At 41.5% G+C, this 23,772-nt stretch carries 23 protein-coding genes and 3 tRNA genes; 8 read left to right on the forward strand and 18 right to left on the reverse strand.

Annotation, left to right across the window (positions count from 1 at the left end):
• The 5 genes from MK127_06530 to MK127_06550 all read right to left on the reverse strand — a co-directional run.
• A partial coding sequence (locus MK127_06530; protein MCH2532449.1) for a GTP-binding protein occupies positions 1-761 on the reverse strand: 761 nt, incomplete at its 3' end.
• Between the two features lie 85 nt (positions 762-846).
• A tRNA-Thr gene (locus tag MK127_06535) sits at positions 847-922 on the reverse strand.
• 28 nt (positions 923-950) lie between these two features.
• Positions 951-1,036 (reverse strand) — tRNA-Tyr (locus tag MK127_06540).
• A gap of 49 nt (positions 1,037-1,085) precedes the next feature.
• Positions 1,086-1,161 (reverse strand) — tRNA-Thr (locus MK127_06545).
• A gap of 314 nt (positions 1,162-1,475) precedes the next feature.
• A complete protein-coding gene (locus tag MK127_06550) occupies positions 1,476-2,453 on the reverse strand; it encodes an alkyl hydroperoxide reductase (protein MCH2532450.1) in 978 nt (325 codons plus the stop codon).
• A gap of 64 nt (positions 2,454-2,517) precedes the next feature.
• Here MK127_06550 and gatB point away from each other — a divergent pair, with 64 nt between their 5' ends.
• Both gatB and secG read left to right on the forward strand, forming a co-directional pair.
• Entirely contained in the window at positions 2,518-3,999 is a 1,482-nt protein-coding gene (gene gatB, locus MK127_06555) for an Asp-tRNA(Asn)/Glu-tRNA(Gln) amidotransferase subunit GatB (protein ID MCH2532451.1), read from the forward strand.
• A 10-nt stretch (positions 4,000-4,009) separates the two neighbouring features.
• Positions 4,010-4,228 (forward strand): preprotein translocase subunit SecG, encoded by a 219-nt coding sequence (gene secG, locus MK127_06560; protein MCH2532452.1) that lies wholly within the window; start codon positions 4,010-4,012, stop codon positions 4,226-4,228.
• On the opposite strand, the gene MK127_06565 is transcribed toward secG, so the two are convergent.
• From MK127_06565 to MK127_06595, 7 genes are read right to left on the reverse strand one after another with little or no spacing between them, the layout of a single operon-like run.
• A complete protein-coding gene (locus MK127_06565) occupies positions 4,225-5,094 on the reverse strand; it encodes an NAD(P)H-binding protein (protein MCH2532453.1) in 870 nt (289 codons plus the stop codon). The genes secG and MK127_06565 overlap by 4 nt on opposite strands.
• Positions 5,079-6,446 carry a cysteine--tRNA ligase gene (gene cysS / locus MK127_06570; protein ID MCH2532454.1) on the reverse strand — a complete coding sequence of 456 codons (1,368 nt, stop codon included), beginning with the start codon at positions 6,444-6,446 and terminating at the stop codon, positions 5,079-5,081. The genes MK127_06565 and cysS overlap by 16 nt, the downstream gene beginning before the upstream one ends.
• Positions 6,443-6,931: a 2-C-methyl-D-erythritol 2,4-cyclodiphosphate synthase gene (ispF, locus tag MK127_06575; GenBank protein ID MCH2532455.1), complete on the reverse strand. Its 489-nt coding sequence runs from the start codon at positions 6,929-6,931 to the stop codon at positions 6,443-6,445. Before ispF ends, cysS begins: the two co-directional genes overlap by 4 nt.
• Positions 6,928-7,632, reverse strand: a complete 705-nt coding sequence (ispD, locus tag MK127_06580) for a 2-C-methyl-D-erythritol 4-phosphate cytidylyltransferase (GenBank protein MCH2532456.1) — start codon at positions 7,630-7,632, stop codon at positions 6,928-6,930. The genes ispF and ispD overlap by 4 nt, the downstream gene beginning before the upstream one ends.
• Before the next feature lie 24 nt (positions 7,633-7,656).
• On the reverse strand, positions 7,657-10,083 hold the full coding sequence (locus MK127_06585; GenBank protein ID MCH2532457.1) for an AAA family ATPase: 2,427 nt from the start codon (positions 10,081-10,083) through the stop codon (positions 7,657-7,659).
• Positions 10,084-10,103: 20 nt separating this feature from the next.
• Positions 10,104-10,436: a MerR family transcriptional regulator gene (locus MK127_06590; GenBank protein ID MCH2532458.1), complete on the reverse strand. Its 333-nt coding sequence runs from the start codon at positions 10,434-10,436 to the stop codon at positions 10,104-10,106.
• 31 nt (positions 10,437-10,467) lie between these two features.
• Entirely contained in the window at positions 10,468-11,364 is an 897-nt protein-coding gene (locus MK127_06595; GenBank protein ID MCH2532459.1) for a J domain-containing protein, read from the reverse strand.
• A 309-nt stretch (positions 11,365-11,673) separates the two neighbouring features.
• On the opposite strand from MK127_06595, the gene thrC reads away from it, so the two are divergent.
• Genes thrC through MK127_06620 form a run of 5 tightly spaced genes read left to right on the forward strand, consistent with a single transcriptional unit; the run spans position 11,674 to position 14,165 of the window.
• Positions 11,674-12,900: a threonine synthase gene (gene thrC, locus MK127_06600; GenBank protein MCH2532460.1), complete on the forward strand. Its 1,227-nt coding sequence runs from the start codon at positions 11,674-11,676 to the stop codon at positions 12,898-12,900.
• Position 12,901: 1 nt separating this feature from the next.
• Positions 12,902-13,147 carry an NIL domain-containing protein gene (locus MK127_06605; protein ID MCH2532461.1) on the forward strand — a complete coding sequence of 82 codons (246 nt, stop codon included), beginning with the start codon at positions 12,902-12,904 and terminating at the stop codon, positions 13,145-13,147.
• A 19-nt stretch (positions 13,148-13,166) separates the two neighbouring features.
• Complete coding sequence (locus MK127_06610; protein ID MCH2532462.1) at positions 13,167-13,445, forward strand: MoaD family protein; 279 nt, start codon at positions 13,167-13,169, stop codon at positions 13,443-13,445.
• Between the two features lie 21 nt (positions 13,446-13,466).
• Positions 13,467-13,817, forward strand: a complete 351-nt coding sequence (locus tag MK127_06615; protein MCH2532463.1) for a hypothetical protein — start codon at positions 13,467-13,469, stop codon at positions 13,815-13,817.
• A gap of 48 nt (positions 13,818-13,865) precedes the next feature.
• Positions 13,866-14,165, forward strand: a complete 300-nt coding sequence (locus MK127_06620; protein MCH2532464.1) for a peroxiredoxin family protein — start codon at positions 13,866-13,868, stop codon at positions 14,163-14,165.
• Here the strand turns inward: MK127_06620 and aroB are convergent.
• The gene (gene aroB, locus MK127_06625) at positions 14,162-15,835 is read right to left on the reverse strand and encodes a 3-dehydroquinate synthase (GenBank protein MCH2532465.1); all 1,674 of its coding nucleotides are present in this window, start codon (positions 15,833-15,835) and stop codon (positions 14,162-14,164) included. The genes MK127_06620 and aroB overlap by 4 nt on opposite strands.
• 23 nt (positions 15,836-15,858) lie before the next feature.
• The gene (gene aroC, locus MK127_06630; GenBank protein ID MCH2532466.1) at positions 15,859-17,061 is read right to left on the reverse strand and encodes a chorismate synthase; all 1,203 of its coding nucleotides are present in this window, start codon (positions 17,059-17,061) and stop codon (positions 15,859-15,861) included.
• 108 nt (positions 17,062-17,169) lie between these two features.
• Here aroC and MK127_06635 point away from each other — a divergent pair, with 108 nt between their 5' ends.
• Positions 17,170-18,507 (forward strand): Rieske 2Fe-2S domain-containing protein, encoded by a 1,338-nt coding sequence (locus MK127_06635; protein ID MCH2532467.1) that lies wholly within the window; start codon positions 17,170-17,172, stop codon positions 18,505-18,507.
• Here the strand turns inward: MK127_06635 and MK127_06640 are convergent.
• The 4 genes from MK127_06640 to MK127_06655 all read right to left on the reverse strand — a co-directional run bounded on the left by MK127_06640 (position 18,504) and on the right by MK127_06655 (position 23,704).
• Entirely contained in the window at positions 18,504-19,373 is an 870-nt protein-coding gene (locus MK127_06640) for a DUF429 domain-containing protein (protein MCH2532468.1), read from the reverse strand. The two genes, MK127_06635 and MK127_06640, sit on opposite strands and share 4 nt — an antisense overlap.
• A 53-nt stretch (positions 19,374-19,426) precedes the next feature.
• Complete coding sequence (gene ruvX, locus MK127_06645) at positions 19,427-19,864, reverse strand: Holliday junction resolvase RuvX (protein MCH2532469.1); 438 nt, start codon at positions 19,862-19,864, stop codon at positions 19,427-19,429.
• Positions 19,855-22,485, reverse strand: coding sequence for an alanine--tRNA ligase (gene alaS, locus MK127_06650; GenBank protein ID MCH2532470.1), 2,631 nt, complete (start codon positions 22,483-22,485; stop codon positions 19,855-19,857). Before alaS ends, ruvX begins: the two co-directional genes overlap by 10 nt.
• A gap of 115 nt (positions 22,486-22,600) precedes the next feature.
• Entirely contained in the window at positions 22,601-23,704 is a 1,104-nt protein-coding gene (locus MK127_06655) for a mechanosensitive ion channel family protein (protein ID MCH2532471.1), read from the reverse strand.
• Positions 23,705-23,772 lie beyond the last annotated feature (68 nt).

Here is a 23,772-nt window from a genome sequence, read left to right on the forward strand (position 1 = left end):
TTGACACCCACTATCTCAACTTCATCTCCTGGATGAATGGTTCCTCGCTCTACACGTCCAGTAACAACAGTACCTCGACCCTTGATTGAGAAAACGTCCTCAACAGGCATCAAGAAATCACCATCGCGTGGGCGTTCAGGAACCTCAATATATTCGTCAATTTGCTTTACTAATTCGAGAACACCAGCGTATTCAGGAGCGGAAGCATCTGTACTGGTTGACTCAAGAGCACCAAGTGCGCTCAACCGAACAATCGGAGTGTCATCTCCAGGGAAATTATACTTGCTCAGAAGCTCACGTATTTCTAATTCAACCAGCTCAAGCAACTCTTCATCGTCCATCATGTCACACTTATTTAGTGCTACGACGATCTTAGGCACTTCAACCTGTCGAGCAAGCAATATGTGCTCACGAGTCTGAGGCATTGGACCATCTGGGGCAGAAACTACAAGTATCGCACCATCCATCTGTGCAGCACCTGTAATCATATTTTTAATATAGTCAGCGTGACCAGGGCAATCCACGTGAGCATAATGTCGAGTTTCCGATTCATACTCAACATGAGAAATATTAATTGTTACACCACGTGCTTTTTCTTCAGGTGCGCTGTCGATCGAATCGAACGCACGAAAAGAACCTGTCCCCGCTGTGGCAAGCACCTTAGTGATAGCAGCGGTCAATGTCGTTTTCCCATGGTCGACGTGACCAATAGTACCTACATTAAGGTGGGGCTTATTCCGTTCAAACTTTTGCTTCGCCATCTAACTTTCTCCTCTATCGTTGCGACTTCATGAGTCTTTATCAACAATCTACTTATCTTTCCTACACTGCCTCTATATCATCGAATGGAGCCCACAATCGGACTTGAACCGATGACCTCGTTCTTACCAAGAACGTGCTCTACCGTCTGAGCTATGTGGGCTAATCGCCAGCCTGCCAACACCATGGTGTGGTGGAGGGAACAGGATTCGAACCTGTGTAGCCCGAAGGCGTCAGTTTTACAGACTGATGGATTTAGCCACTCTCCCATCCCTCCGCAAGGCCATTGCCTAGTTTATCACCCCAATCTCGTTCCAGACAAAGCCTGGAGCCCGAGGAGGGAATCGAACCCACAACCTGCCGATTACAAATCGGCTGCGCTAGCCGTTGCGCCACTCGGGCTAGGACGGCACTCGCAGAATTAAAAAGACGGCCCGAAGGCCATCCGTTGAATTATAATTTTTGGCACGCCACTCAGTCAATATTTACCTTTGTTTTAATATTTGAAAAAGTAGTAAAAGCATTTATATTGCCCAAAGACAAGGAGTAGCTATGAGACCAAGCCTCATTTTTCTAGGGCTATTTTCGATCTTAATGCTTATTTATTTCGCTCTATCAACTTTTGTACAAGCAAGCCATATTTTCCTATTACAATTAGCACTAATATTAGTGCTGTTAGTCATCACTCGATGGTTTCGGCATCGTAATCATTAAAATTAAAAATCGACATTTAAGGTGGTAACAACCTGATTAGTTACATCTAAGACGCGCACGGCATTATTCTTTGTATCAGCAACAAATATTTTATCTCCTGCTATCGATATCCCTCTCGGCTCGTTAAATCTTGCATCAGCAAAATTACCATCCCTAAATCCTTTTTGTTTCACCCCTGCAATTGTGCTCACTCCTTCAGTGGTTAAACCAATGCGCCTAATCTTGTGATTGTGAGTATCCGAAATGTAGAGTACTCCTCCATTTTCAGTAACTCCCTGAGGCATTCTTAACCTTGCCTCCGGCATCGCACCGTCAATGTCCCCCGAATCGAATTTAGCATTGCCCAATATTGTCCAAACTGCATGAGATGTGGTCAGATCAGCGCAACGAACTGCACTAGCAACGGTATCTAAGAAATAAATCACTCCATCTTCGTCTGAGGCAATTGCACTAGGGTCTAGAAGCAATGCTTCTTCTGGCGCACCATCCTTAAATCCTTGTACTCCTTGTCCTACAACTGCCTGAATCACACCGCTGTCTAGGCTATATGTCCAAATTTGGGACCTCCCATTCATTGAAATGTACAAATCTCTACCTATCAAAGTCATGTCCCATGGTGATTCCAAGTCGATCTCTAATGCTGGGCCGCCATCAACCCTTCCTCCCGCTGGAAAGCCAGTTCCCGCTATTGTGTCCACATTCGAAAATTCAAGATCGATCATACGGATCAAATGATTAGTTGTATCAGCCGCAAAAAGAATTTCTCCAAGCTGGACAAGTCCTTGTGGTTGACTGAATTGTGCTGTCTCAAAAGAACCATCAGACATTCCTTCAATTCCGTTCCCAATGAGTGTCTGGATCTCACCATCAAGGCTAGCTACAATTATTCGGTTATGCCCTGTGTCAGAAATAAACAATCGATCATTATCGAAGTCTGTTAACACATGTGTGGGAAATCGAAGATTCTGGTTATATTGCATATGGATTTCTCATTTGTTTTAAACCTACAGTCACCTTTCTAATTCTAATGTATATAATTAGCTAATGATTACCTATGAACCCGTCATTGGCCTTGAGGTCCATGCACAATTGAAAACCGCGAGCAAGATGTATTGTTCATGTGGCTCTGATTATCAAAATGCTGAACCAAACAGCAGGGTATGTCCTGTGTGCCTCGGTCTCCCAGGTGCTCTCCCTGTTATAAATCGTGAGGCAATTAAGTCCATTATTATGATTGGGCTGGCATTAAATTGCGATATCTCAGAACACAGTAAATTTGACCGAAAAAATTATACGTACCCAGATTTAATGAAAGGTTATCAAGTCTCTCAATATGACCTTCCTGTTTGTTTAGATGGATACATGGATATCAATGTTGATGGTATTGAGCGGCGTGTTGGAATCGAAAGAGTACACATGGAAGAGGACGTAGCAAAACTTAGCCACCATCTGGACTCTTCTACTGGAAAAGGCTATTCACTTGTAGATGTCAATCGTTCAGGTGTCCCTTTAGTCGAAATGGTTAGTAGGCCCGACATTAGATCAGCCGAAGAAGCGCGACAATACTTAATTAATTACCAATCCATATTAAGGTATTTAAATGTATCGACAGCAAATATGGATGAGGGTTCATTCCGTTGTGATGCAAATGTAAGTATAAGACCGAAGGGCGAAGAAAAATTTGGTACAAAAGTTGAAATAAAAAACATGAATAGCTTTAGATCTGTATTTCGAGCAATCGAATATGAATTAGTACGACAGGCAGAGCTTTTAAACGCTGGAGAAAGAATCAAGCAAGAAACTCGTGGGTGGCTAGAAGACAAAGGAGTCACTATTTCATTGCGTAGTAAAGAAGAAGCCAACGATTATCGGTATTTCCCCGAACCAGATCTTCCGCCCTTAAATATATCGAAAACTTGGGTAAGCGAAATTGCTAAAATCTTGCCAGAACTACCTGCTGAAAGAAAAGCCCGTTTTACGAGGCAGTACGAACTATCTGAATACGACTCTAACCTGCTAATTAGCACACCCATGCTTGCAGATTATTTCGAAGAATCTGTTGCTGCAGCAAAAGCCAATTTCGGATTAGGAAAAGGTTCTGCAAAATCCATTGCAAACTGGACAATTACTGAACTCTCTAAGCTTTCTAATGAATTCAATACAGAAATTTATGAATCTCTAGTCATTCCAAATCACCTCGCTGAATTAATTTCTTTAATCGATAATGGCACTATAGGGACGCCACAAGCAAAAATTGTTTTAGCTGAGATTTATTCATCCGGTGAAAAACCGACTGCTATAGTAGAAAAATTAGGGCTAGTTCAGATTTCAGATTCGTCAGAATTAGACTCGGTAGTTGATATTGTTATATCTGAAAATCCACAAGCAGTGGCAGACTACAATGCAGGTAAGGAAACCGCAGCAAAATTCCTTGTAGGTCAAGTAATGAAAGCTACTAAAGGAAAAGCAAACCCTGGTGTTGTGTCTAAAATAATAGTCGAACACTTAGAATCAATAAAAAATTAGATGGAGAACAATGAGTACTTATATTAGCTTTGCAGTAATTGTTGTCGTAGCCTTACTAATTGCAAGCATTTTGCTTCAAGTACGTGGAGCTGGCGGGGGCCTTTTTGGAGGAGGATCCATTGAGTCATTTCGTACTCGCCGAGGGTTAGAGAAAACCTTATTTCAGTTCACAATAGGACTTGCAGTAGTATTCGTAATACTTGCCTTATTACAATTAACCTACGCCTAAGTAAAATTTTCGTAATAGTCAGCTAAGCTGTTGATACCCCACTGCGGGGCAATCATGTCTGTAGCACTCAAAGCCAATCGATATGAATCGACATCAAATCCATGAGAACTCCTAAGCCGGCGCATTCCAACTTTTAATTGCTCTCTCCAAGTTAATGAGAATTTTATCGGGACATCCCCTAATTTTTCACTAGCAATTTCTGCTATTTCACCATATGAAAATATGTCAGGCCCACCGATATCAATGTCTTTTTGATCCCCAAGTAGAGTGTCCACTAAACACCTTGCAACATCAAACTCATCAATGGGGTTCGTCCTAGCTAGCCCCGTACCTACTATAGATATTTTATTTGAGTTTTCGCCTTTCTCAATAAGAGAACGGAGGCTGGCAAAAGTCGTAGTAGATCGAACTGTGAATGAATTAATTTTCGAATCGTTCAGTGCAGCAGCAAATGATTCGTGCGCTCTGATATATTCCAGTTTTCCTAAAAATCTACCGCCAAAAACGGAAATGTAACCAAATTTTTTCACGTTAGATTTTGTCGCTTCGTTGAGCAAATTTAGATTGCCCATCTCATCCACTGTTCGAAATGTTTCCCCTTTTGAAGACAATCTATTTGCAAAATTAAGAGGAGCTCCAGCACATGAAATAACATAATTTATTCCAGCGCAGGAACCTTCTATCCCATTAGCGTTTTGAATATTCCCTACAAAAATTTCCTCAGGACAAGAAGTCAACTGAGCAGGGTTCCTTACAAGTGCTCTCACTCTAATACCCTGATCTTGTAGTTGACGAACAACATGGTTTCCGATATTACCGGATGCACCCGCAACTAATGCTAAGGGAGGCGCTAATTTCTTCGCCATGTCGTCCCTTCAGCAGTATCGGTAATTTCTATACCTAGAGACATGATCTGATCGCGTACATTATCAGCCTCTGCGTACTTGCCAAGTGATCGTAATTCAGTTCTTTCCTGTATCAAGTTTTGAACAGTTACAGTAATTTCATCATCTACATCGCTTAAATTTTCTTCCAAGGTAAAGCCTAGAATGAGAGCTAATTCTTTAAGGATGCTCTGAGCGTTTGATAGTTTCTTTTCGCCTGATGATGACTCTCTATTAATCTCTCTCGCAAGATCAAACAATGCTGCAAGTGCCTGTGGGGTATTTAAATCATCATCCATTGCAGAGATAAAACGAAGTCGGTACTCAGTAGCATCTAAATCAGTTGAACTGTTTTCGTTTGATGAAAGAGAAATTGAATAACGTATCCGGGCTATAGCTTTCTCAGAAGCACTCAAAGACTGGTCAGAATAATACCCAGGGCTTCGATAATGAGCATTCAAAACAGAAAGACGAATTGCATCTGAAGAAAATTTCTGCAACGCCTCTCGTATCGTAACTAGGTTTCCTAAGGACTTGCTCATTTTTTCAGAATCTAAATTTAATAACCCGTTATGAAGCCAAAAATTTGCAAATGGGCTGGAATTTGTAAACGATTCGCTTTGGGCTATCTCATTTTCATGGTGAGGGAAAATAAGATCTTGACCTCCGCCATGTATATCAATTGAATTACCAAGGTATTTCAACGCCATTGCAGAACATTCAATATGCCAACCCGGTCTCCCGTTCCCCCAAGGGCTATCCCAAAATGGTTCATTAGGTTTCGCAGATTTCCATAAGGCAAAGTCCATCGGATGTTCTTTTTCGGTTTCTGAATCAACCCGGGCTCCTGCTCTCATTGTTTCAAGTGATCGATGGCTAAGTTTCCCGTAATCGAGGCTTTTACGTACTCTGAAGTAAACATCCCCATTAGATTCGTATGCCATGCCCGAGCTGACTAGTCCTTGTATGAGCTCAATAATCTTAGGAATTTCTTGCGTAGCAAGAGGGTAAATATCTGCAGGAATAATGTTTAAGTTCGACATGTCTTCCATATATTCCTGTATATGCAATTGACTCAGCTGCTCAACAGATATTCCCCGTTCGTTAGCTCGCGTAATTAATTTGTCATCTATATCAGTAAAATTCTGGACTCGTTGGACAGTAAATTCTTTAAATTCTAAGTAACGGTGTAAAACATCAAAAACTATATAGCTCATAGCATGGCCGACGTGCGCAGAAGAGTAAGGAGTTACTCCGCACACATAGATACGTACCACATCGCCATTTGGCTTAAATTCTCTTTTTTCTCCAGTCAAAGTATCCGAAAGTTTCAACATTTTTCATCTGTTATTGCAGCAATCGCAATCGAAAAAATTCCATCTCCTGATCCTGTATACCCAAGACCGTCTTCAGTCGTAGCTTTGATATTCACCTGCGAGACATCTATAAAAATAGATTCCGCTATGGCAATGCGCATTGCATTAAAAAATGGCTGAAGTTTTGGCAATTGAAGTGCAATTGTAGCATCGACATTCACAACCCTCCATCCAGAATCATGAAGCATTCTCAAGCTTCGGTTGAGCAATTCCATACTTGATATACCCTTCGGAACCGAGGACGAAGATTCAGAGAAGTGCATTCCTATGTCTCCCAGGCCTGCCGCGCCAAGCAAAGCGTCAATAATCGCATGGGCTAAGACATCTCCGTCACTATGGCCCTTAGGCCCTTTTTCAAATGGGATTTTTACCCCTGCTAAATAAAAATCTTCCCCTTGAACCAATTGATGTGCATCATATCCAATTCCGAAACGTGTGGTCATAAATATTTGCCCTTCGCTATTGCATTGGCAGCCACTAAATCATCGTCCGAAGTAATTTTAAAATTCCATCTGCTTCCTTCGAAAATTCGTACGCGCAAACCCAATCGTTCAACCATTGATGCATCGTCAGTTACGTCATCTGCAATCTGATAATGGGCATTCAAAAGTAAATTTTGCTTAAAAATTTGAGGAGTCTGGGTGTGATATAAGTTCTCTCTTTGAAGAGTGGATGATACAAATCCATTTCCATCAATAATTTTTGTAGTATCCACTGCGGGAAACGCCGCAACTGCAGAGCCCTCAGACTGTGCCAAAGTAATTCCCCTTTTTATCATGTCAATCGTTACAAAAGGCCTTGCCCCATCATGCACAATAACCCAATCGCATTCTTCAAGAACTTCCAAGCCATTTAAAACGCTATCCTGCCTCCGCTGTCCTCCGGGGATTATCTGTGTAACTTTATTCCATTTCATTTGTAATGCGATTTCATTTATTTCGGTTATATTCAAATCAGATGCCACAATGAGGATTGAATCTACCAATTCACATTTTTCAAAAACATCAACTGAATGCACGATCAATGGCAAGCCATTCAAATCGGCAAGAATTTTGTCGTTATTGCTCATTCGACTACTTCTACCAGCAGCAACAATTATTACTCGAACAGCGCCTATATTACTTTCGGTAGGATCGGTGGTCATTTCCATCGATTAATGCCAACTCCATCATTTTGAAGATTTAGAAAATTCCAATACATGATCATTTGCATCGACCCGAACAGTATCACCATCAGAATATTCGCCTGCAATAATTCTCTTAGCGATTTCATTTTCTACATGTCTTTCTACTGCACGAAGCAAAGGTCTAGCACCGTATACTGGATCGAATCCTTCTTCAACAAGCCAATCCTTTGCAGAGTCTGAAAGTTCAATACTTAGCAAGCGTTCTTCTAAACGAGTTTTCACCTTATCAACCATTAGTTCTACAATCTGATGTAAATGTTCACGACCAAGTGGGTGGAAAACAATAAAGTCTCCTATCCTATTTAAAAATTCAGGCTTAAAAGATTTTTTTAAAGCCTCCATTACCGTCTGCCGCTGTCTCTCTTCTTCAGAGGCTTTTTGCGCAGAGAGAAACCCCAATCCAGCTTTGTTGAATTCGGCGGTCCCAAGATTGCTTGTCAAAATAATAATTGTATTACTAAAGTCTACAAGCCGACCTTGGCCGTCAGTTAATCTGCCATCATCCAATAATTGCAGCAAAACATTAAAAACGTCCGGATGCGCTTTCTCAATTTCGTCAAATAAAACTACTCGATATGGGCGCCTACGAACTGCTTCAGTCAATTGACCTGCTTCTTCAAATCCGATGTAGCCCGGGGGTGCACCTATTAGGCGTGAAACTGTATGCCGCTCGCCATATTCAGACATGTCAATACGAACCATATTTTCTTCATCATCGAAAAGGTACTCGGCTAAGGATCTAGCAAGCTCAGTCTTACCGACACCTGTAGGTCCTAAGAACATGAATGAACCAACTGGTCTTTTGTTGTCCTTAAGCCCAGCGCGAGCACGACGAATTGCATCTGCTACTGCAATTACAGCGTTTTCTTGGCCAATTAGTCGCCTGTGCAGTCTATCCTCTAAGTGCAATAAACGATTTGTCTCTGCCTCCATTAACCGATCAGCAGGAATCCCTGTCCAAGTTGCAATTAATGCAGCGATATCATTTTCCCTTACAACCATGTCGGTGTGATCCCTGCCTAAAAATTCATTCTTCTTCCTAATAAACTCAGACTCTAAATTGACACGTTCCATTTTTATTTTTGCAGCTGCTTCATAATCTCCCCTTTGAGCAGCAGACTCTTCTTTCTCAAGCATGCTACGCAAATCTAAAGATTGGGTATTCAAATCAGGGGGCAAACTTTCGACATCTAATCGAAGTTTTGCTGCAGCCTCATCAATTAAATCGACAGCCTTATCTGGCAAAAGCCTTTCTGATATGTATCTTGAACTTAATTTTGCTGCAGCCACGATTGCTGAATCATCCAAAGAAACTTTGTGGTGTGCTTCATACCTTGGCTTTAATCCTCGAAGAATTTCAATTGCTTCATCCAATGCTGGTTCTTCAAGCCATATAGTCTGAAAACGTCTCGCAAGTGCAGAATCTTTTTCAATATATTTACGAAATTCTTCTGGAGTAGTTGCACCTATAACTTGTAGCTCTCCACGTGCCAACGCAGGTTTCATAATATTAGCTGCATCAATTCCCCCTTCGGATCCTCCAGCTCCCACCATTGTGTGTAATTCGTCAATAAAAAGGATTACATCTCTTTGGGCGTGCTTCATTTCATCAATTACAGCCTTTAGGCGCTCTTCAAATTCTCCTCTGAATTTTGCACCTGCAACGATCCCAGGCATATCTAAAGCAAATACTTTCTTACCTCGTAATGATTCCGGCACGTCCTTAGAAACAATTTGCTGTGCCAAACCTTCAGCAATCGCGGTTTTACCAATACCCGCTCCTCCTATAACCACAGGGTTATTCTTTGTTCGCCGGGTAAGCGTCTGCATCACACGCCTTATTTCCTTTTCTCGACCAATAACAGGATCTAATTTACCTTCTAAAGCCAATGCGGTTAGATCGATAGAGTATCTTTCTAAGGTTTGGTAATTACTATCTGCGCGAGGATCATTCAATCTGTGCCCTCCCCTAACTTGTTGTAATGCTTGATATGCAAGTTCTTTATCTACACCGATTTTCTTAAGTAGTCTCGCGGATTCACCTTTTTCATCCGACAAAACAGCAATAAATAGATGCTCCGTCCCTATGTATTGATCTCGAAATCTTTCAGCCTCCATTTTTGCATTGTCTAGCAACTCTTTTACTCTTGGTGTCGGATAAATTTGTGCTGCTTCTTTAGACAAGCTAGGAGTTCTCTCTAATAGTGAAGTAATTTCTAACTCTAATTCTTGAGTATTAATCTTTAGATAATTCAACATTTGTACTGGAACCCCTTCAGGGTATTCCAATAATGCCAAAACCAAATGCTCGACATCCCATTCTTGATGCTTACAACGACGAACAATTTCGAAACTGGAAGCAATAACCATTTGTGCTTGTTCTGTAAAATCTTCTTGCTTAAAAACCATCTTGTTCACCCAAATTGTGATTACTGGCTAGATACCATGTACTCAAGTTCACGAACCCTATATTCCAAGTTTGCTATATATTCCTGCATCCGAATAATCACCTCGACACCAGCAAGATTAATTCCCAAATCGTTGATTAATGATTTTATCCACCTGGCCCTGCGGATATCCCAAGGCGAAAACATCCTTATATTCCCTCTAGATCTTGCCGGATCAATTAATCCTATTCGTTCGTAATATCGAAGTGTCTGTGCGTGCACTCCAATCATCCTTGCAGCCACACTAATGACATAGCAGGGTTCATCCTCCTTAATTGATTCAATATTTACAAAATACCTTGTGCTTCTATTCAAAATATCTCCCTCGGCAGCAGATTAAAGTGCCCTAGCTTAACTGATCCAATTGCTCAAATAATTGCCTTTGCTCATCTGTAATATTTTGAGGCAAAACAACTTGAACACTAACCATTTGATCGCCAAATTCTGAAGGCTTAGACTTTATTGGCATACCTTTACCTTTTAATTTAAAGACTTGGCCATTTGGGGTTTCAGGGGGGATTCTAAGAGCTATTTTCTTCCCGCTAATTACCGGCACAAAGATTTCCCCTCCCAGAACAGCCTGTAAAAGGGTCATTTCCGTTTGAATCTTGAGGTTGTTACCAACCCGCGTGAAAAACCTATGCGCCTTTATTTGAATTTTGCAGTTTAAAAATTGCTGATTTTTTTGTGAACCAATTGCCAATTTGATTTTCTCTCCAGGCTTAATACCGGGAGGGATTTTCAATTCGTAGCGATTTGAAGAAATGTTAGAAAAAGGAGGGGTTTCTACAAGTTTTGTGGTGCCGTTATATGCTTCTTCCAGAGTGACTGAAATGTCTATTTCTTTTACTGAACGAGATGATGCTGGCCCACGAGTGTAGCCAGCATTAAAGGCTTGGCTGAATACGCTGTCGATAGAATCAAACGGATTAATATTAGATTGGTTTCTAGTCGTCCTAGCATCATTAAACCAAGTAAAAGGAGATTTCGACGATCGTGCTCTTGTAATGTATTCTGCCTGTCTCCAATTGTCCCCAAATTGATCATATTTGTGGCGAGACGCCGGGTCAGACAAAACTTGATATGCCTCATTTATTTCTTTAAATTTTGATTCTGCCTCGGAAGTATTCTTCGGGTTTACATCAGGATGGTATTGACGGGCTAATCGTCGATAAGCCGCCCTAAGCTCTTTTGCAGAGGCATCCTTACCTATTCCTAAAGTATCATAAAAATTTTCTGGCATAATTAAGCATTATATAACTTGAGTGTCTGACACTCAAGTTATATTAATTTACTTTTAAATTTTATGAAAAAAATATTTATTATTGATAGTACATCGCTCAACTTATATATTTTCTGAACTCTGTATTTTCCTTAAATTGGTGATCACTTTATCAATTTTTTATGTACCTTCCATTCATAACCCGGTGCTGTCTTTATTGACGATAGAAGTGGGGGCTGTTACGATTTTCGCATCCAAATGATGCCTTTTGACGCCAGTGCGAAGTAGGCGAACCGTCGCACTAGGTTGGTATTGGAATAGGGGGTTGCCATGGCGAATATCGCCGCATTACGTTGCAAAGAATGCTCACGTGAGTATCCCGTTGGTGCTTTCAATGTCTGTGATTTCTGTTTCGGACCATTAGAAGTGGTCTATGACATGGATGCTATTGCACAAGTAGCTAGTCGAGAACGAATCAAATCCGGACCTTTAAGCCTGTGGCGATACGCTGACTTCTTACCTGCTGATTACAATCCAAATATTGATATAAACGCAGGGTTTACTCCATTAATCAGGTCAAACGGATTAGCGAAAAAATTAGGCTTGGATGAACTCTGGATTAAGAATGATAGCGTTAATCCCTCCTATTCATTTAAAGACAGAGTTGTAGCTGTAGCTACAGCAAAAGCTCTAGAGCTTGGATTTGATACTATCGCATGTGCATCTACTGGAAATCTTGCGTGCTCCGTTGCAGCCCACGCCGCTCGTGCGGGAATAAAAGCTTATGTATTCATCCCTTCTGATCTTGAAAAAGGGAAGGTTCTTGGAGCTGCAATATACAACCCTACCATGATCGCAATCGATGGTAGCTACGATGACGTAAATCGACTCTGTAGTGAATTAGCTGATCAGTATCCATGGGCGTTTGTAAACATCAATGTACGTCCATTTTATGCTGATGGGAGTAAGACTCTTGGATTCGAAGTTGCAGAGCAATTAGGTTGGAAGGCTCCAATGCATGCTGTTGCTCCTTCAGCCTCTGGAGCTATGTTTACCAAAATCTACCAAGGGCTCAAAGAATTTGAGCAAGTTGGTATTATTGATAATGTCGAAACAAAAATGCATTGTGCCCAAGCTCGCGGTTGCGCACCTATTGCCACAGCTTACGAGGAAGGCAGGCTTGTAATACGCCCTGTCAAACCTGCGACAATAGCAAAATCTCTTGGAATTGGAAATCCTGCGGACGGATATTATGCTCTCAAGACAATTGAAGCGTCAGCCGGCTCAGCAGTTATCGCCGAAGAGGCTGAAGTTGCCGATGGTATAAAATTGCTGGCTGAAACTGAAGGCATCTTTACCGAGGGAGCTGGTGGGGTAGCCATCGCTGGATTAAAACGCCTTGTTGAACGGGGAGAGATCAAAAAAAATGAATCTACAGTCGTCTATATAACTGGAAATGGACTGAAAACAACTGAAATTGTTGAAGATGTAGTTAATCCTATTCACATAAACCCAACAGTCTCGGCTTTTGAAGAATCTGTAGGTCTTAAGGCATAGTATGAGTCCATTAAAGCGCGTACGTTTTACTTTCTTAGACAGGCTAATCAAAGAGCCCGTAATTTATCGCATGGGTCATGATTACAATATTATTACTAATATTAGACGTGCAGATGTGCAGGAAGGTGTTGGCTGGGTAATTTTAGAAATTGAAGGCGATGTAAGTGAAATTGAACGTAGCCTAGAATGGGTACGCTCACTTGGAGTGAGAGTAGACCCTGCTCTGGGCGATTTAGTCGAACCTTAGAGGAAAGAAAGTAGGTAAAATGAGCGTTATTGTTCGAATTCCAGGTCCGCTTCGAAAAATTACTGATGGAGCAGATAAGGTGGATGTAACTGCCGACAATTTGAAGGGATTGATACATGAATTGGATAAGCAATACCCTGGAATAAAAGACCGAATTTTAGATGAAAACGAAGATTTAAGATATTTCGTCAATCTTTATCTCAATAATGAAGACGTGCGTTTCTTGGATGGTTTATCCACTTCAGTCAAATCTGGTGATGAGGTCAGTATAGTACCTGCAGTTGCAGGAGGCTGTTAGACACCTAGGGTTACTATTTCAATGAGCCTCAACGAAAGCGATCCTGAATACAATGAGCGTGAGCTCGCCGAAATTGAAGAGTTAAATCGCCTAAGCGACCACAACCCCGAGATTACTAAAAGCAAGCTTTGGAGACGCTTAACTATTTTTGTAGCGGTAGTAATAGTTTGCTCACTTTTGCTTCCAATTGCAGCGCTGATATTTAATAGTAGCAATAGCACGACCAGCGGTCGGGATGAAGTTAGAACCTCGACCAATATTCCTACTCCAAATTTTGAACTCATTGATACCAATGGTCATTCGATCAAATTATCAACGGAACTTGAGAACAATCCCGTAGTAATTCTTATATTTTACCGAGGCTTTTTCTGAGGAGTTTGCCAAAGCCAACTCGTAGAGCTGGAAAAATACAAAGCACCCATCAAGGAAGCGGGAGGTCGACTACTTGCAATAAGTGTTGATGACTTATCGCAGGCTAAGGCTATGCAAAAAGCAACTTCTGCATCTTTCCCAATTTTATCTGATGCAGAAAAGAAAGTATCAAACGCCTACGGAGTTTATAATTTACTTGGTGATGGGGTAGCTGCCCCTTCAATATTTTTAATTTCAAAAGATAAGCTTATTGGTTACTACGTAGGCTCGCATATCAGCGATCGAATTGAAACAAGTGAATTATTAAAGATTTTGGAAGAGCATACTTTAAAAGGCCGTGACGCCTAGGTCTTGCTCAATTCTTTTAGCACCTGCAATACAATAGCCTGATCTACACCCTTATATGTCATCGCATGCCCAACAGCATCAAGAAGTACCCAGGAAATTTCTCCTGATAACATTTTTTTGTCTCTAGACATCGCAGCCTGAATGTCATCAATTGAAACATCCGTGTAGTTAACAGGGAGATCAAATCTTGTAATCAATTCGATAAGCCTATTGACTACCTCTATAGGAGTAACTGACAGGATTTCGCCAAGTTTTGCAGCCCCTATCATACCTATAGAGACAGCCTCTCCGTGTAAATAACGATCATAGCCTGCGGCCGCTTCCACACCGTGTCCTATTGTATGACCATAATTTAACAGTTGACGCAGTCCATATACTTCACGCTCATCGTTAGTTACTACATCGGATTTGATCTTAATATTCTTAGAAATAACGCTTGTAGTAACTTCGGGATCTAAACCAAGTAGCATCTCTAATTCATTTTCGTATATTTCAACTAATGTCTCGTCAAATGCAAAACCATGTTTTATAGCTTCAGCCCAACCTTCTTTCAAAACTCTTTGGGGCAATGTTTTTAAAGCAGCCACATCTGCTAATACCATAATAGGCTGATGAAAAGCCCCTATCAAATTCTTTCCAACTGGCAAATCTACACCAGTTTTTCCACCAATACTTGAATCAACCATCGCGGTTAAAGAAGTCGGTACATGTATGAGTTTTATTCCCCGCAGAATTGTTGATGCAACATACCCTGCTACATCACCTACCACGCCTCCGCCAACCGCAATCACAACGTCCCCGCGTTCAACGCGCTTACTTGCAAGCCATTCATAGATCGTCTCAACAGTCTTTAAATTTTTGCTTGCTTCACCAGCCGGGAATGTAAACAAAGTCATCTCTATACCGGCATTATGTAAGGATCTTTGAGCAGATCTTCCATATGGATGAACTACATTACTATCGCAGATAATATGAGCTCGGCCTTTTATTCCTAAACCATGGACATGGCTGCCTAATTGTTCTTCCAATATATTCCAGCCAACCACTACGGGGTACGAACCTGATTCGGCATTTACGACAGAAACGACATTAGGGGAGCCAGTCAGATTAAAGTAGTTACCATTTTTCCGCCATGCTCTTACTGCTTCGTTTGCAACCTGCCCCGTACTCATCTGATCTGTATGAATAGTCCAATGAGCTGACATATATAGAAATTGCCTCTCTGATTTTAATCCTCTGATCCGATTAATCGGATCAGAGGAACTGAGCAAGGGCCTAACCATTGCTTCAGCTCCATTTACTTCATGGATATTAGATAAGCGTTGATAAATAAGTTCGGGGCTGGCCTCAAGATTTATTACAAATCCTGTACTTTTCAGCAATTCAAGCGTACTTTCAGAGGTAACTGCTCCGGCTCCAGTAGAAATAACAATAGAATTAGTTTCATTGGATAATTCATTTATAACAAGGACTTCTTGATCTCGAAAAACTGATTCTCCATCTTCAGAAAATATCTTCTCTATTGATTTCCCTAATCGTAGAGAGATTAATTCGTCCACGTCCTTAAATTCCCAACCTAAGATATTTGCAATTACACGACCTGCAGAGCTTTTCCCTGTCCCTGAAAATCCAATAAGGAATATCCGTTTTTTATCGGTTGATACAGTCATGTGATCCTTATGAAGCTAAGAATTTATTTAGGCCCCACAGTTGCAATATACCCATGGTAATTTCGCATAGTCTCAGATAAATGATCGCCGCCAAATTTTTCCAAAAATGCCTCTGCTAAAACGAACATCAGCATACTTTCTGCGATGACACCACATGTTGGTACAAACGTGATATCACTCCGTTCGTAGTGCGCTTGAACCAAATCACCAGTTATTAGATCAACAGAAGGCAGAGGATTAATCATTGTAGCTATTGGCTTAACCACAGCCCTTACCACTAATGGTTCTCCTGTCGTCATTCCGCCTTCAAGACCCCCAGCATTATTAGTACGACGAGGCCAAGGTTTAACCCAGTTTCCTTGCGAATCTGATTCCCATTCCTTAAGCGGTTTTATAACGTCATGAACCTTCGAACCTCTTAAATCCGCCAGCTCAAAACCCTCACCAATTTCGACACCTTTGACAGCATTCACGCTTCCAATTGCTGCCATAATCTTGGTACTTAATTTTGTATCCCACTGAATGTGAGAACCTAAACCAACCGGAAGGCCTGTAGCTACAACCTCAATAACTCCGCCCAAGCTATCCCCTGCCTCTTGAGCATTATCAATCTCATCTATCATTTGTTTTTCTGCTTCAGGGTCTGAGCATCTTACAGGAGATTTCTCTACATTCGCCCAATTAATTACATTAGGCTTTCTAGCCTGTATTCCTCCTATATTAGTTACATGGCTATGAACTTCAACACCAAATTCTAATAAAAAAGCACGACAAATTGCGCCTATTGCAACTCTAGAAGTTGACTCGCGAGCCGAAGAACGTTCAAGAATATTCCTTGCGTCATTTTGTAAATATTTACTAATCCCCGGAGTGTCGGCATGACCTGGTCTCAACCTATGAATCGGGGTGACTTCTTCCTCCACTGCCTCTTTCGACATAGTAATAGTCCAAGGTTTACCATCTGGCCCGTTACCAGATAGATGGTCCTTATTCTCAATTAAGAGCGAAATAGGTGCTCCAGTCGTGGCACCATGCCTTACCCCTGACTGTACTACCGCGTAGTCAGTTTCTATTTTCATACGTCCCCCGCGGCCATAGCCTGCCTGTCGACGGGCCAGATCCAGACGAATGTCTGCCTCAGAAATTTTTATTCCTGCAGGCAAGCCCTCTAGTAAAGCGACAAGCCCAGGGCCATGTGACTCACCGCCAGTAAGAAATCGAAGCAATGTAGCTACCTCCAATAACAAGGTATATTCTATGATGAAAATGGTCGAGACGCCAAAGTTAATTTATGCGAGAATATTTGAATCGTTTCTTGCACGGAGGGTAAACAAATGTTGTCCACTACTGATAATCAAATTCTCACAAGGGTAAGCGCTGGTACGGTAATGGGTGATTTAATGCGGAGATATTGGATACCCGCAGTTTTTTCCAGTGAAATTGCGAAAGATGGCGTACCTCACCGAACCAGACTATTAGGTGAAGATTTATTAGTACTCCGCTTGACTAGTGGCAAAGTTGCTACTATGTCTCCATCGTGCCCCCACCGAGGAGCTTCCTTGTTCTTTGGTCGAAATGAAGAGGAAGGGCTACGTTGCGTCTATCATGGATGGAAATTTGACGAATTAGGCCAATGCATTGATATGCCTAGTGAACCTCCTGAAAGTAACTTCAAAGGAAAAGTCCGCCACGTTGCATACCGCACAATTGAGCGCAACGGCTTAATCTGGATATATATGGGACCAGAGCAAGATAACCCTCCTTCTCTTCCTGATCTTGAATGGAACCTAGTACCAGAAAATCAATGCTTCATGACCAAAAGAATTGCACAAAACAACTATTTCCAAACACTAGAAGGAGAAATTGATTCAAGTCATAGTGGATTCCTTCATTCAAGTTTTACTGATCCTTTCAGATTAACAACAAAACAAGAACAAGGCATGATCTATAAAATGAGGGATCGGCACCCACGATTTGAAGCCTTAGATACGGACTATGGCGTTTTGATTGGAGCAAGAAGGAATGCTGAGGTAGATTCATATTACTGGCGTATAACCCAATTCTTATTCCCCTTTCATACAATCATTCCTCCTTACGGGAATGACCCTTTATTCAGCGGGCATGCATGGGTTCCGATGGATGACGAAAATGTCATCGCCCTCTGCTTTACTTATAATCCAGTTAGGCCTTTAACAGAATCAGAATTGGATTACTTGCACCACGGTCGTCATGATGGCTTGCAAACTCTGCATCCTACTGTGGATGCTTTTTTGCCGGAAATACCAAACCGGCCGGAAGGAGCTTGGTGGCCAAAGCACCACATTGATAACGACTTCGACATCAATTGGGATTTACAAAAAACTACTTTTTATACTGGGCTACCTGGTACATGGGTGCAAGATTCAGGAATGCAGGAAACAATGGGACGGGTAGTTAATCGCGCTAACGAACACTTGGGAGTAAGCGATACAGCAATTATTCGCGCCAGAAGGGCCCTCTTAAAAGCCTCTAAGCTACTAAACGAGCAAGGTATAGAGCCAACATCAGTTAATGATCCTACTGTTTACAACATTAGATCGGCTGCAGTAGTAATACCAAAAGATGTAGATTGGGTCACTGCATCTGAAAAATATCGATCAGCAAATCCAACGAAAAATTTCGCTGCGATTTAAACGGGAGCTACTTCTTCTATATCATTATGAATTTCACCAGAAGATAGGGTTGGCATGACTATGTACCCTTCTCTGATAATGGAGTTTAATTCATCCATTTCAGGCGCTGTGCCTTCAATAGAACTTTCTCCTATCCAAAATTTATATGCTACCCATGCAGCTAATGTGGCATCTAGCTGGTCATTAGTAGGCAAGTCACTTGAGGCGAATTTGACTCCAAGCTGCGTCAGTAATTCTGCTCTCCTATACCTACCAGATACAGTACGCTTAGCTGGCAAGTTACCTTTTGATAAAATTTTCCATGCACCGCCAGGATAGACTTCAATAAGCGTTGTATCAGAGACCGGAACTCCATCTAATCCAAGAAGGCGAAATCGGCTACCACTAGTCACCAATTTATGAAATAAATTAACTGAACCCTGAATTAACCCCTGATAAGGCTTACCTTCTAGCTTAAGAAAATATGGAGTGCGACCGGGTGCATTCACAAGTTTTTCAGAAATTCGAACATTCGCATCTGGTTCGCCCGCCAAGCCTTGTGGACCATCAATGGCTAAGATAAAAGAACGGCCTAACGCAGGTTGAGGAATAATACTAGCTCCGTCTACGTTATAATCCCAAAGACCAAAATTGCAATTTAGGTCAGTATCAAGAATTGCATAATCACAGGGTCTTGAGCTAGAAGCATAAGGGTCGGTCAAATCTAATCCAATGAATACCTGGCCGCCGCCCAAATCTCTTATCCCTTCACCACGACGCATATACCTTCGCTTTCTCCATTTTGCAACATATCGAGTAGCTACAGCTGCAGCAATTATTGATGCGCCTGCAGCGGCATATACTCGAGGATTATTCCTAATACTCATGCCCATAGTCTATACAACGCAATTTATATTCATTAGTGGTTTCATGGGGGATTTTAATTGATCGTACGAGAGTCCATCCATGATTGGAGTATCACTGCTGCTGAAGATGAATCTACTTCATCAGTCTTAATAGCAAATTTTTTCTTTCGTGTTCGTTTTTTGTTTAATCGCTGTTCAACAATTTTATGCACGATAGAGGTGCTTAATCTTTCGTCTACCATCTCTACAGGCAAGCGCGTTTGAGATCGTAATATTTCAATAAATGAAATGACTAATTCCGCTTGAGGACCTACTTTTCCTGACATTGAATAAGGAACACCTACGACAATTACTTGCGCGTTAGTTTCTTCGGCTTTCCCAATAATGTAGCCTGCTGCGTCTGATGTAGAGTGGTTAATATATACATCTTGCGGAATTGCTAGGCCTATTCCTGTATCACCAATCGCAATACCAATACGCTTATCCCCAAAATCAATGCCTATTACTTGCAATTGGCAATTTGTCGCTTTGCAATATTTTCTGCTTCTGCCATGGCATCTTTCAATCTGGCTATATCTTTACCGCCAGCCTGAGCAAGCTTCGCTTGGCCTCCGCCACCGCCGCCCATAATTGGTGCAGCTCCTTTAACGATTAAGGAGGCATCGACGCCGAATGCAATTAAATCACCCGAAACCATCGAAATGAGAAATGGCTTTTTTTGGAAAACAGTACCCAGAATAATCACGGCAGAGCCTAACTTGTCACGAAGCCAATCTCCAGTTTCTCGCATCAAATCAGGCGTAGAAGAGTCTATTTCCGTAACAAGTAATGAGACATTTTCAATTTCATGCGCGAGCTGCAATAAATCTTCTGCTTCTTTTTTCAAATTCTCTTTGCGCTTCGAACTAGAAAATCTCTTAGCATCTTCGACTTGATCAAGCAGAGAATCTAAGCGAGGCAGCAAATTTGCTGATGTGGTACGGAGCTTGATCAAAACTTCATCAAGCACTTTCAATTGCGAATTCATCCATTCGTGACTAGCCTCCCCGGTAAGTGCTTCAATACGACGAATACCTGAACCTATGCTACTTTCTCCAATAATTTTCATGACCCCAATTTGGCCCACATAGTTGATGTGGGTCCCTCCGCACAGCTCAAAACTTACTGGGTTGCCAGATCCAATTTGGATTGTCCTTACGGTGTCTCCATAACGCTCATCAAAAAAAGCCAATGCTCCTTTTTGTGTTGCCTCATTGAAACTTGATTCACTCTTTATTACTTCTAAATCATTACGAATATTGCTGTTCACCGCATCCTCAATCAAAATTAATTCTTCAGGAGATACCGCAGCGATATGGGTAAAATCAAAACGCAACCTATCTTCAGCTACAAGAGACCCCGCTTGCCTAACGTGATTACCTAAAATATTTCGCAATGCCGAATGTAATAGATGTGTAGCAGTGTGGTTACGCGCAATACTTAATCTACGTTCAGGAATCACAGTAGCCTTTGTAATATCACCTAGTGCTACTTTCCCTTGGGAAACAATACCAACATGGGTAATGCGATCGGCATAAACACGTTGGGTATCTTTTATCTCGACGTTGAAACCTTCACCTTGGATAAAACCTATGTCACCAACTTGGCCACCACCTTCGGGGTAAAATGGCGTCTGGTCCAAAAAAAGTTCAATTTCATCTCCCTCAGAGGCTACTTCTGCAGAATTATCACCAATAAGAATTGCAACAACAGTAGCATTTATCTCAGTTGCGTTATAACCAAGAAACTGAGTAGAAGCAATATCTAAGCTTTCGTATATTTTTGACCTATCTTCAATACCCGAAAACTGAGAAGACGCTCGGCCACGCTGCCTCTGAGATTCCATCTCAGCATGAAATGCGTCAACATCAACAAAAATTCCATGTTCTTTTGCTATTTCTATTGTAAGGTCAAGAGGGAATCCATAAGTGTCATAAAACAAAAATGCATCCCTACCAGTTATAGATTCTCCCAAGCTTATTTTTCCCTCAAGCAGTGTCATCCCTGTAGCTAAAGTTTGGTCAAAGCGTAGTTCTTCAGCCTCGAGAGTATTGAGAAGAAACGCTTTATTTTGCAATAACTCAGGGTATATATTCCCAAAACGCTCGATTACCTCTACTGCAATTGACGACATAAATGGAGAATGAAGATTAAGCTTTCGAGCGTACCTAATCCCTCTCCTAATTAATCGACGTAATACATAACCCCTACCCTCATTTGAGGGTACTACTCCATCGGAAATCAAAAAAGCAACGCTACGAGTGTGCTCAGTGACGACTCTAATAGCGAAGTCTATTTCATCGTCCAATCCATAAGACTTTGCGGAAAGTTCTTCAACCTTCTGGCGTATGGGAAGAAGTAAATCTGTTTCATAAGCGGACGCCACACCTTGCATAATTGCAGCAACTCTTTCTAATCCCATTCCGGTATCGATACCGGGAGCAGGCAGCTTTACTCTCTCTCCGCTACTATTTTGGTAAAATTGAGGAAATACTAGATTCCAGATCTCTATGAATCGTTCAGTATCGTCTCCTGGCTTTAGGCCAGGCCCTTTATTTTCACCTATATCATAATGAAGTTCACTCGATGGTCCGCACGCACCTTCGTCTCCTGCCGGTCCCCAGAAATTATCTTCGTCTCCTAAAGTGACAATGCGGTCTTGAGGAATTCCAATTTTTTCGTTCCAAATATTGCCCGCTTCTTGATCACTGTAGTGAATGGTGACCCAAATTTTTTCGGGATCCAATTTAAGGACCTCAGTGACAAATTCCCATGCCCACTCTATTGCCTCTGATTTAAAGTAATCACCAATACTGAAATTACCAAGCATTTCAAACATAGTGTGATGAGTAAAATCACCAACTATGTCGATATCTGTAGTTCGAAAGCATTTCTGCGCAGAGGTTAGTCGAGGGCTTGGAGGATCTTGTTCACCTGAGTAATAGGGCTTAAAAGGAACCATGCCTGCAGAAGTTAACAACAAAGTCGGATCCCCCGCAGGAATGAGAGAGGAGCTTGGCATTTTTAAATGGCCGCGTTCCTGGAAGAAATCTAGGTACGCTTCACGTATTTGATCACCTGTAAGAGGTATCACCTCAGTCCAACTCCCTCTTTACTATCATTAAATTGCAGTTCATCAAGTCAAAATTTCTACTGATTTGAATATTTATTATACGTGAAACCGAAAAGTCCATAAATTAGGCGAGTTGCTAAATTGCAGGCTTAGGGCCTTCTAGGTTAGCGAGGTCTAGGTCCCCTGAAATAATTTTCCTTACAGGGTAGTTGATCTCAATTGCTTCCTGTGCAAAACGCGCATGGAGGCTTTTAATCAAATCGCTAGTCAGCATAAATGATCCAATTCTGTCGCGAGCTTGCAGATAAATCCAAAACTCTACATTAGAATCACCAAATTTATCGTAACCAAACCATGGAGCCTCTGTCTTCACTGCAAAATTACTTGAGTTGATGACATCGTGAGCAACTTCTAATGCAATACGATTTACTTCTTCTAAATCTGAATCATAACTTACGCCGCAAGTGACAATAGTATTAATCTTTGGGTCGGGACCGCTATAGTTCGTCAGAATAGTATCTGACATTTTTGAGTTAGGAATAAGTACATAATTATTAAGCCATGTTCTTATACGAGTACTTCTCCAGCCAATGTTGACAACGTACCCAGCCGGTCCCCCTTGAAGCTCAATATAATCACCGACAGAAATCATCCCTTCCGAAAGAACGTATGCCCCCGAAAAGAAATTACTCAAAGTCGGCTGTAATGCTAACGCCACAGCTAGTCCGGTAATTCCTAAACCACCAAGCAAAGGACTGATACTGATGCCTAAGGTATCAAGGATAATCAATCCACCTATAAGATAAATAGCGACTGACAAAAATCTTCGAATTATCGGTAAAATCGTGTCATCAAATTTCGAAGTCGTCCTAGGCGCAACGTTCAAAACATACCAACTAATGCTTACAGAGAGAACATTGGTCAATACCCTGGCACCAATGATCAGAAATGCAATCGTTGCAATTTTCCTATATTCATTCTGCCATTCTTTAGTATCAATATCTGGAAGTGCAGTTAACGCCAATAATAAGCCTAAGACTACGAAGAATAGCGCTCCTGAATATGAGATGGATTTAATAATCTCCGCCGCCAGTTTATGGGCCTTGCTTGAACCTAACCGCCTGCTCAAAAATTTAGTTACTAATAGGAAAACAATCGATATTAGAAGGAATGCAATTAATATTCCAGCACCTATTAGGCGCTGCGCCATAGAACTGTCGATAATCGAATCCAAAGACATGCCTGCTCCCAGCCCCACTGTACAGAGTAGAGTTCAAGGCGGGGAGGTCCTATGCGTGCAAGAAAAAT

The sequence above is a fragment of the Dehalococcoidia bacterium genome (genome assembly GCA_022449765.1).
In the GTDB taxonomy this organism is placed as follows: Bacteria; Chloroflexota; Dehalococcoidia; order Lucifugimonadales; family Australimonadaceae; genus UBA2963.

Coding starts and splice junctions, on each gene's coding strand:
- MK127_06550 (MCH2532450.1), bottom strand. CDS start 2,453: ATGCAATATAACCAGAATCTTCGATTTCCCACACATGTGTTAACAGAC.
- gatB (MCH2532451.1), top strand. CDS start 2,518: ATGATTACCTATGAACCCGTCATTGGCCTTGAGGTCCATGCACAATTG.
- secG (MCH2532452.1), top strand. CDS start 4,010: ATGAGTACTTATATTAGCTTTGCAGTAATTGTTGTCGTAGCCTTACTA.
- MK127_06565 (MCH2532453.1), bottom strand. CDS start 5,094: ATGGCGAAGAAATTAGCGCCTCCCTTAGCATTAGTTGCGGGTGCATCC.
- ispF (MCH2532455.1), bottom strand. CDS start 6,931: ATGACCACACGTTTCGGAATTGGATATGATGCACATCAATTGGTTCAA.
- ispD (MCH2532456.1), bottom strand. CDS start 7,632: ATGACCACCGATCCTACCGAAAGTAATATAGGCGCTGTTCGAGTAATA.
- MK127_06585 (MCH2532457.1), bottom strand. CDS start 10,083: ATGGTTTTTAAGCAAGAAGATTTTACAGAACAAGCACAAATGGTTATT.
- MK127_06595 (MCH2532459.1), bottom strand. CDS start 11,364: ATGCCAGAAAATTTTTATGATACTTTAGGAATAGGTAAGGATGCCTCT.
- thrC (MCH2532460.1), top strand. CDS start 11,674: ATGGCGAATATCGCCGCATTACGTTGCAAAGAATGCTCACGTGAGTAT.
- MK127_06605 (MCH2532461.1), top strand. CDS start 12,902: ATGAGTCCATTAAAGCGCGTACGTTTTACTTTCTTAGACAGGCTAATC.
- MK127_06610 (MCH2532462.1), top strand. CDS start 13,167: ATGAGCGTTATTGTTCGAATTCCAGGTCCGCTTCGAAAAATTACTGAT.
- MK127_06615 (MCH2532463.1), top strand. CDS start 13,467: ATGAGCCTCAACGAAAGCGATCCTGAATACAATGAGCGTGAGCTCGCC.
- aroB (MCH2532465.1), bottom strand. CDS start 15,835: ATGACTGTATCAACCGATAAAAAACGGATATTCCTTATTGGATTTTCA.
- MK127_06635 (MCH2532467.1), top strand. CDS start 17,170: ATGTTGTCCACTACTGATAATCAAATTCTCACAAGGGTAAGCGCTGGT.
- MK127_06640 (MCH2532468.1), bottom strand. CDS start 19,373: ATGAGTATTAGGAATAATCCTCGAGTATATGCCGCTGCAGGCGCATCA.
- MK127_06655 (MCH2532471.1), bottom strand. CDS start 23,704: ATGTCTTTGGATTCGATTATCGACAGTTCTATGGCGCAGCGCCTAATA.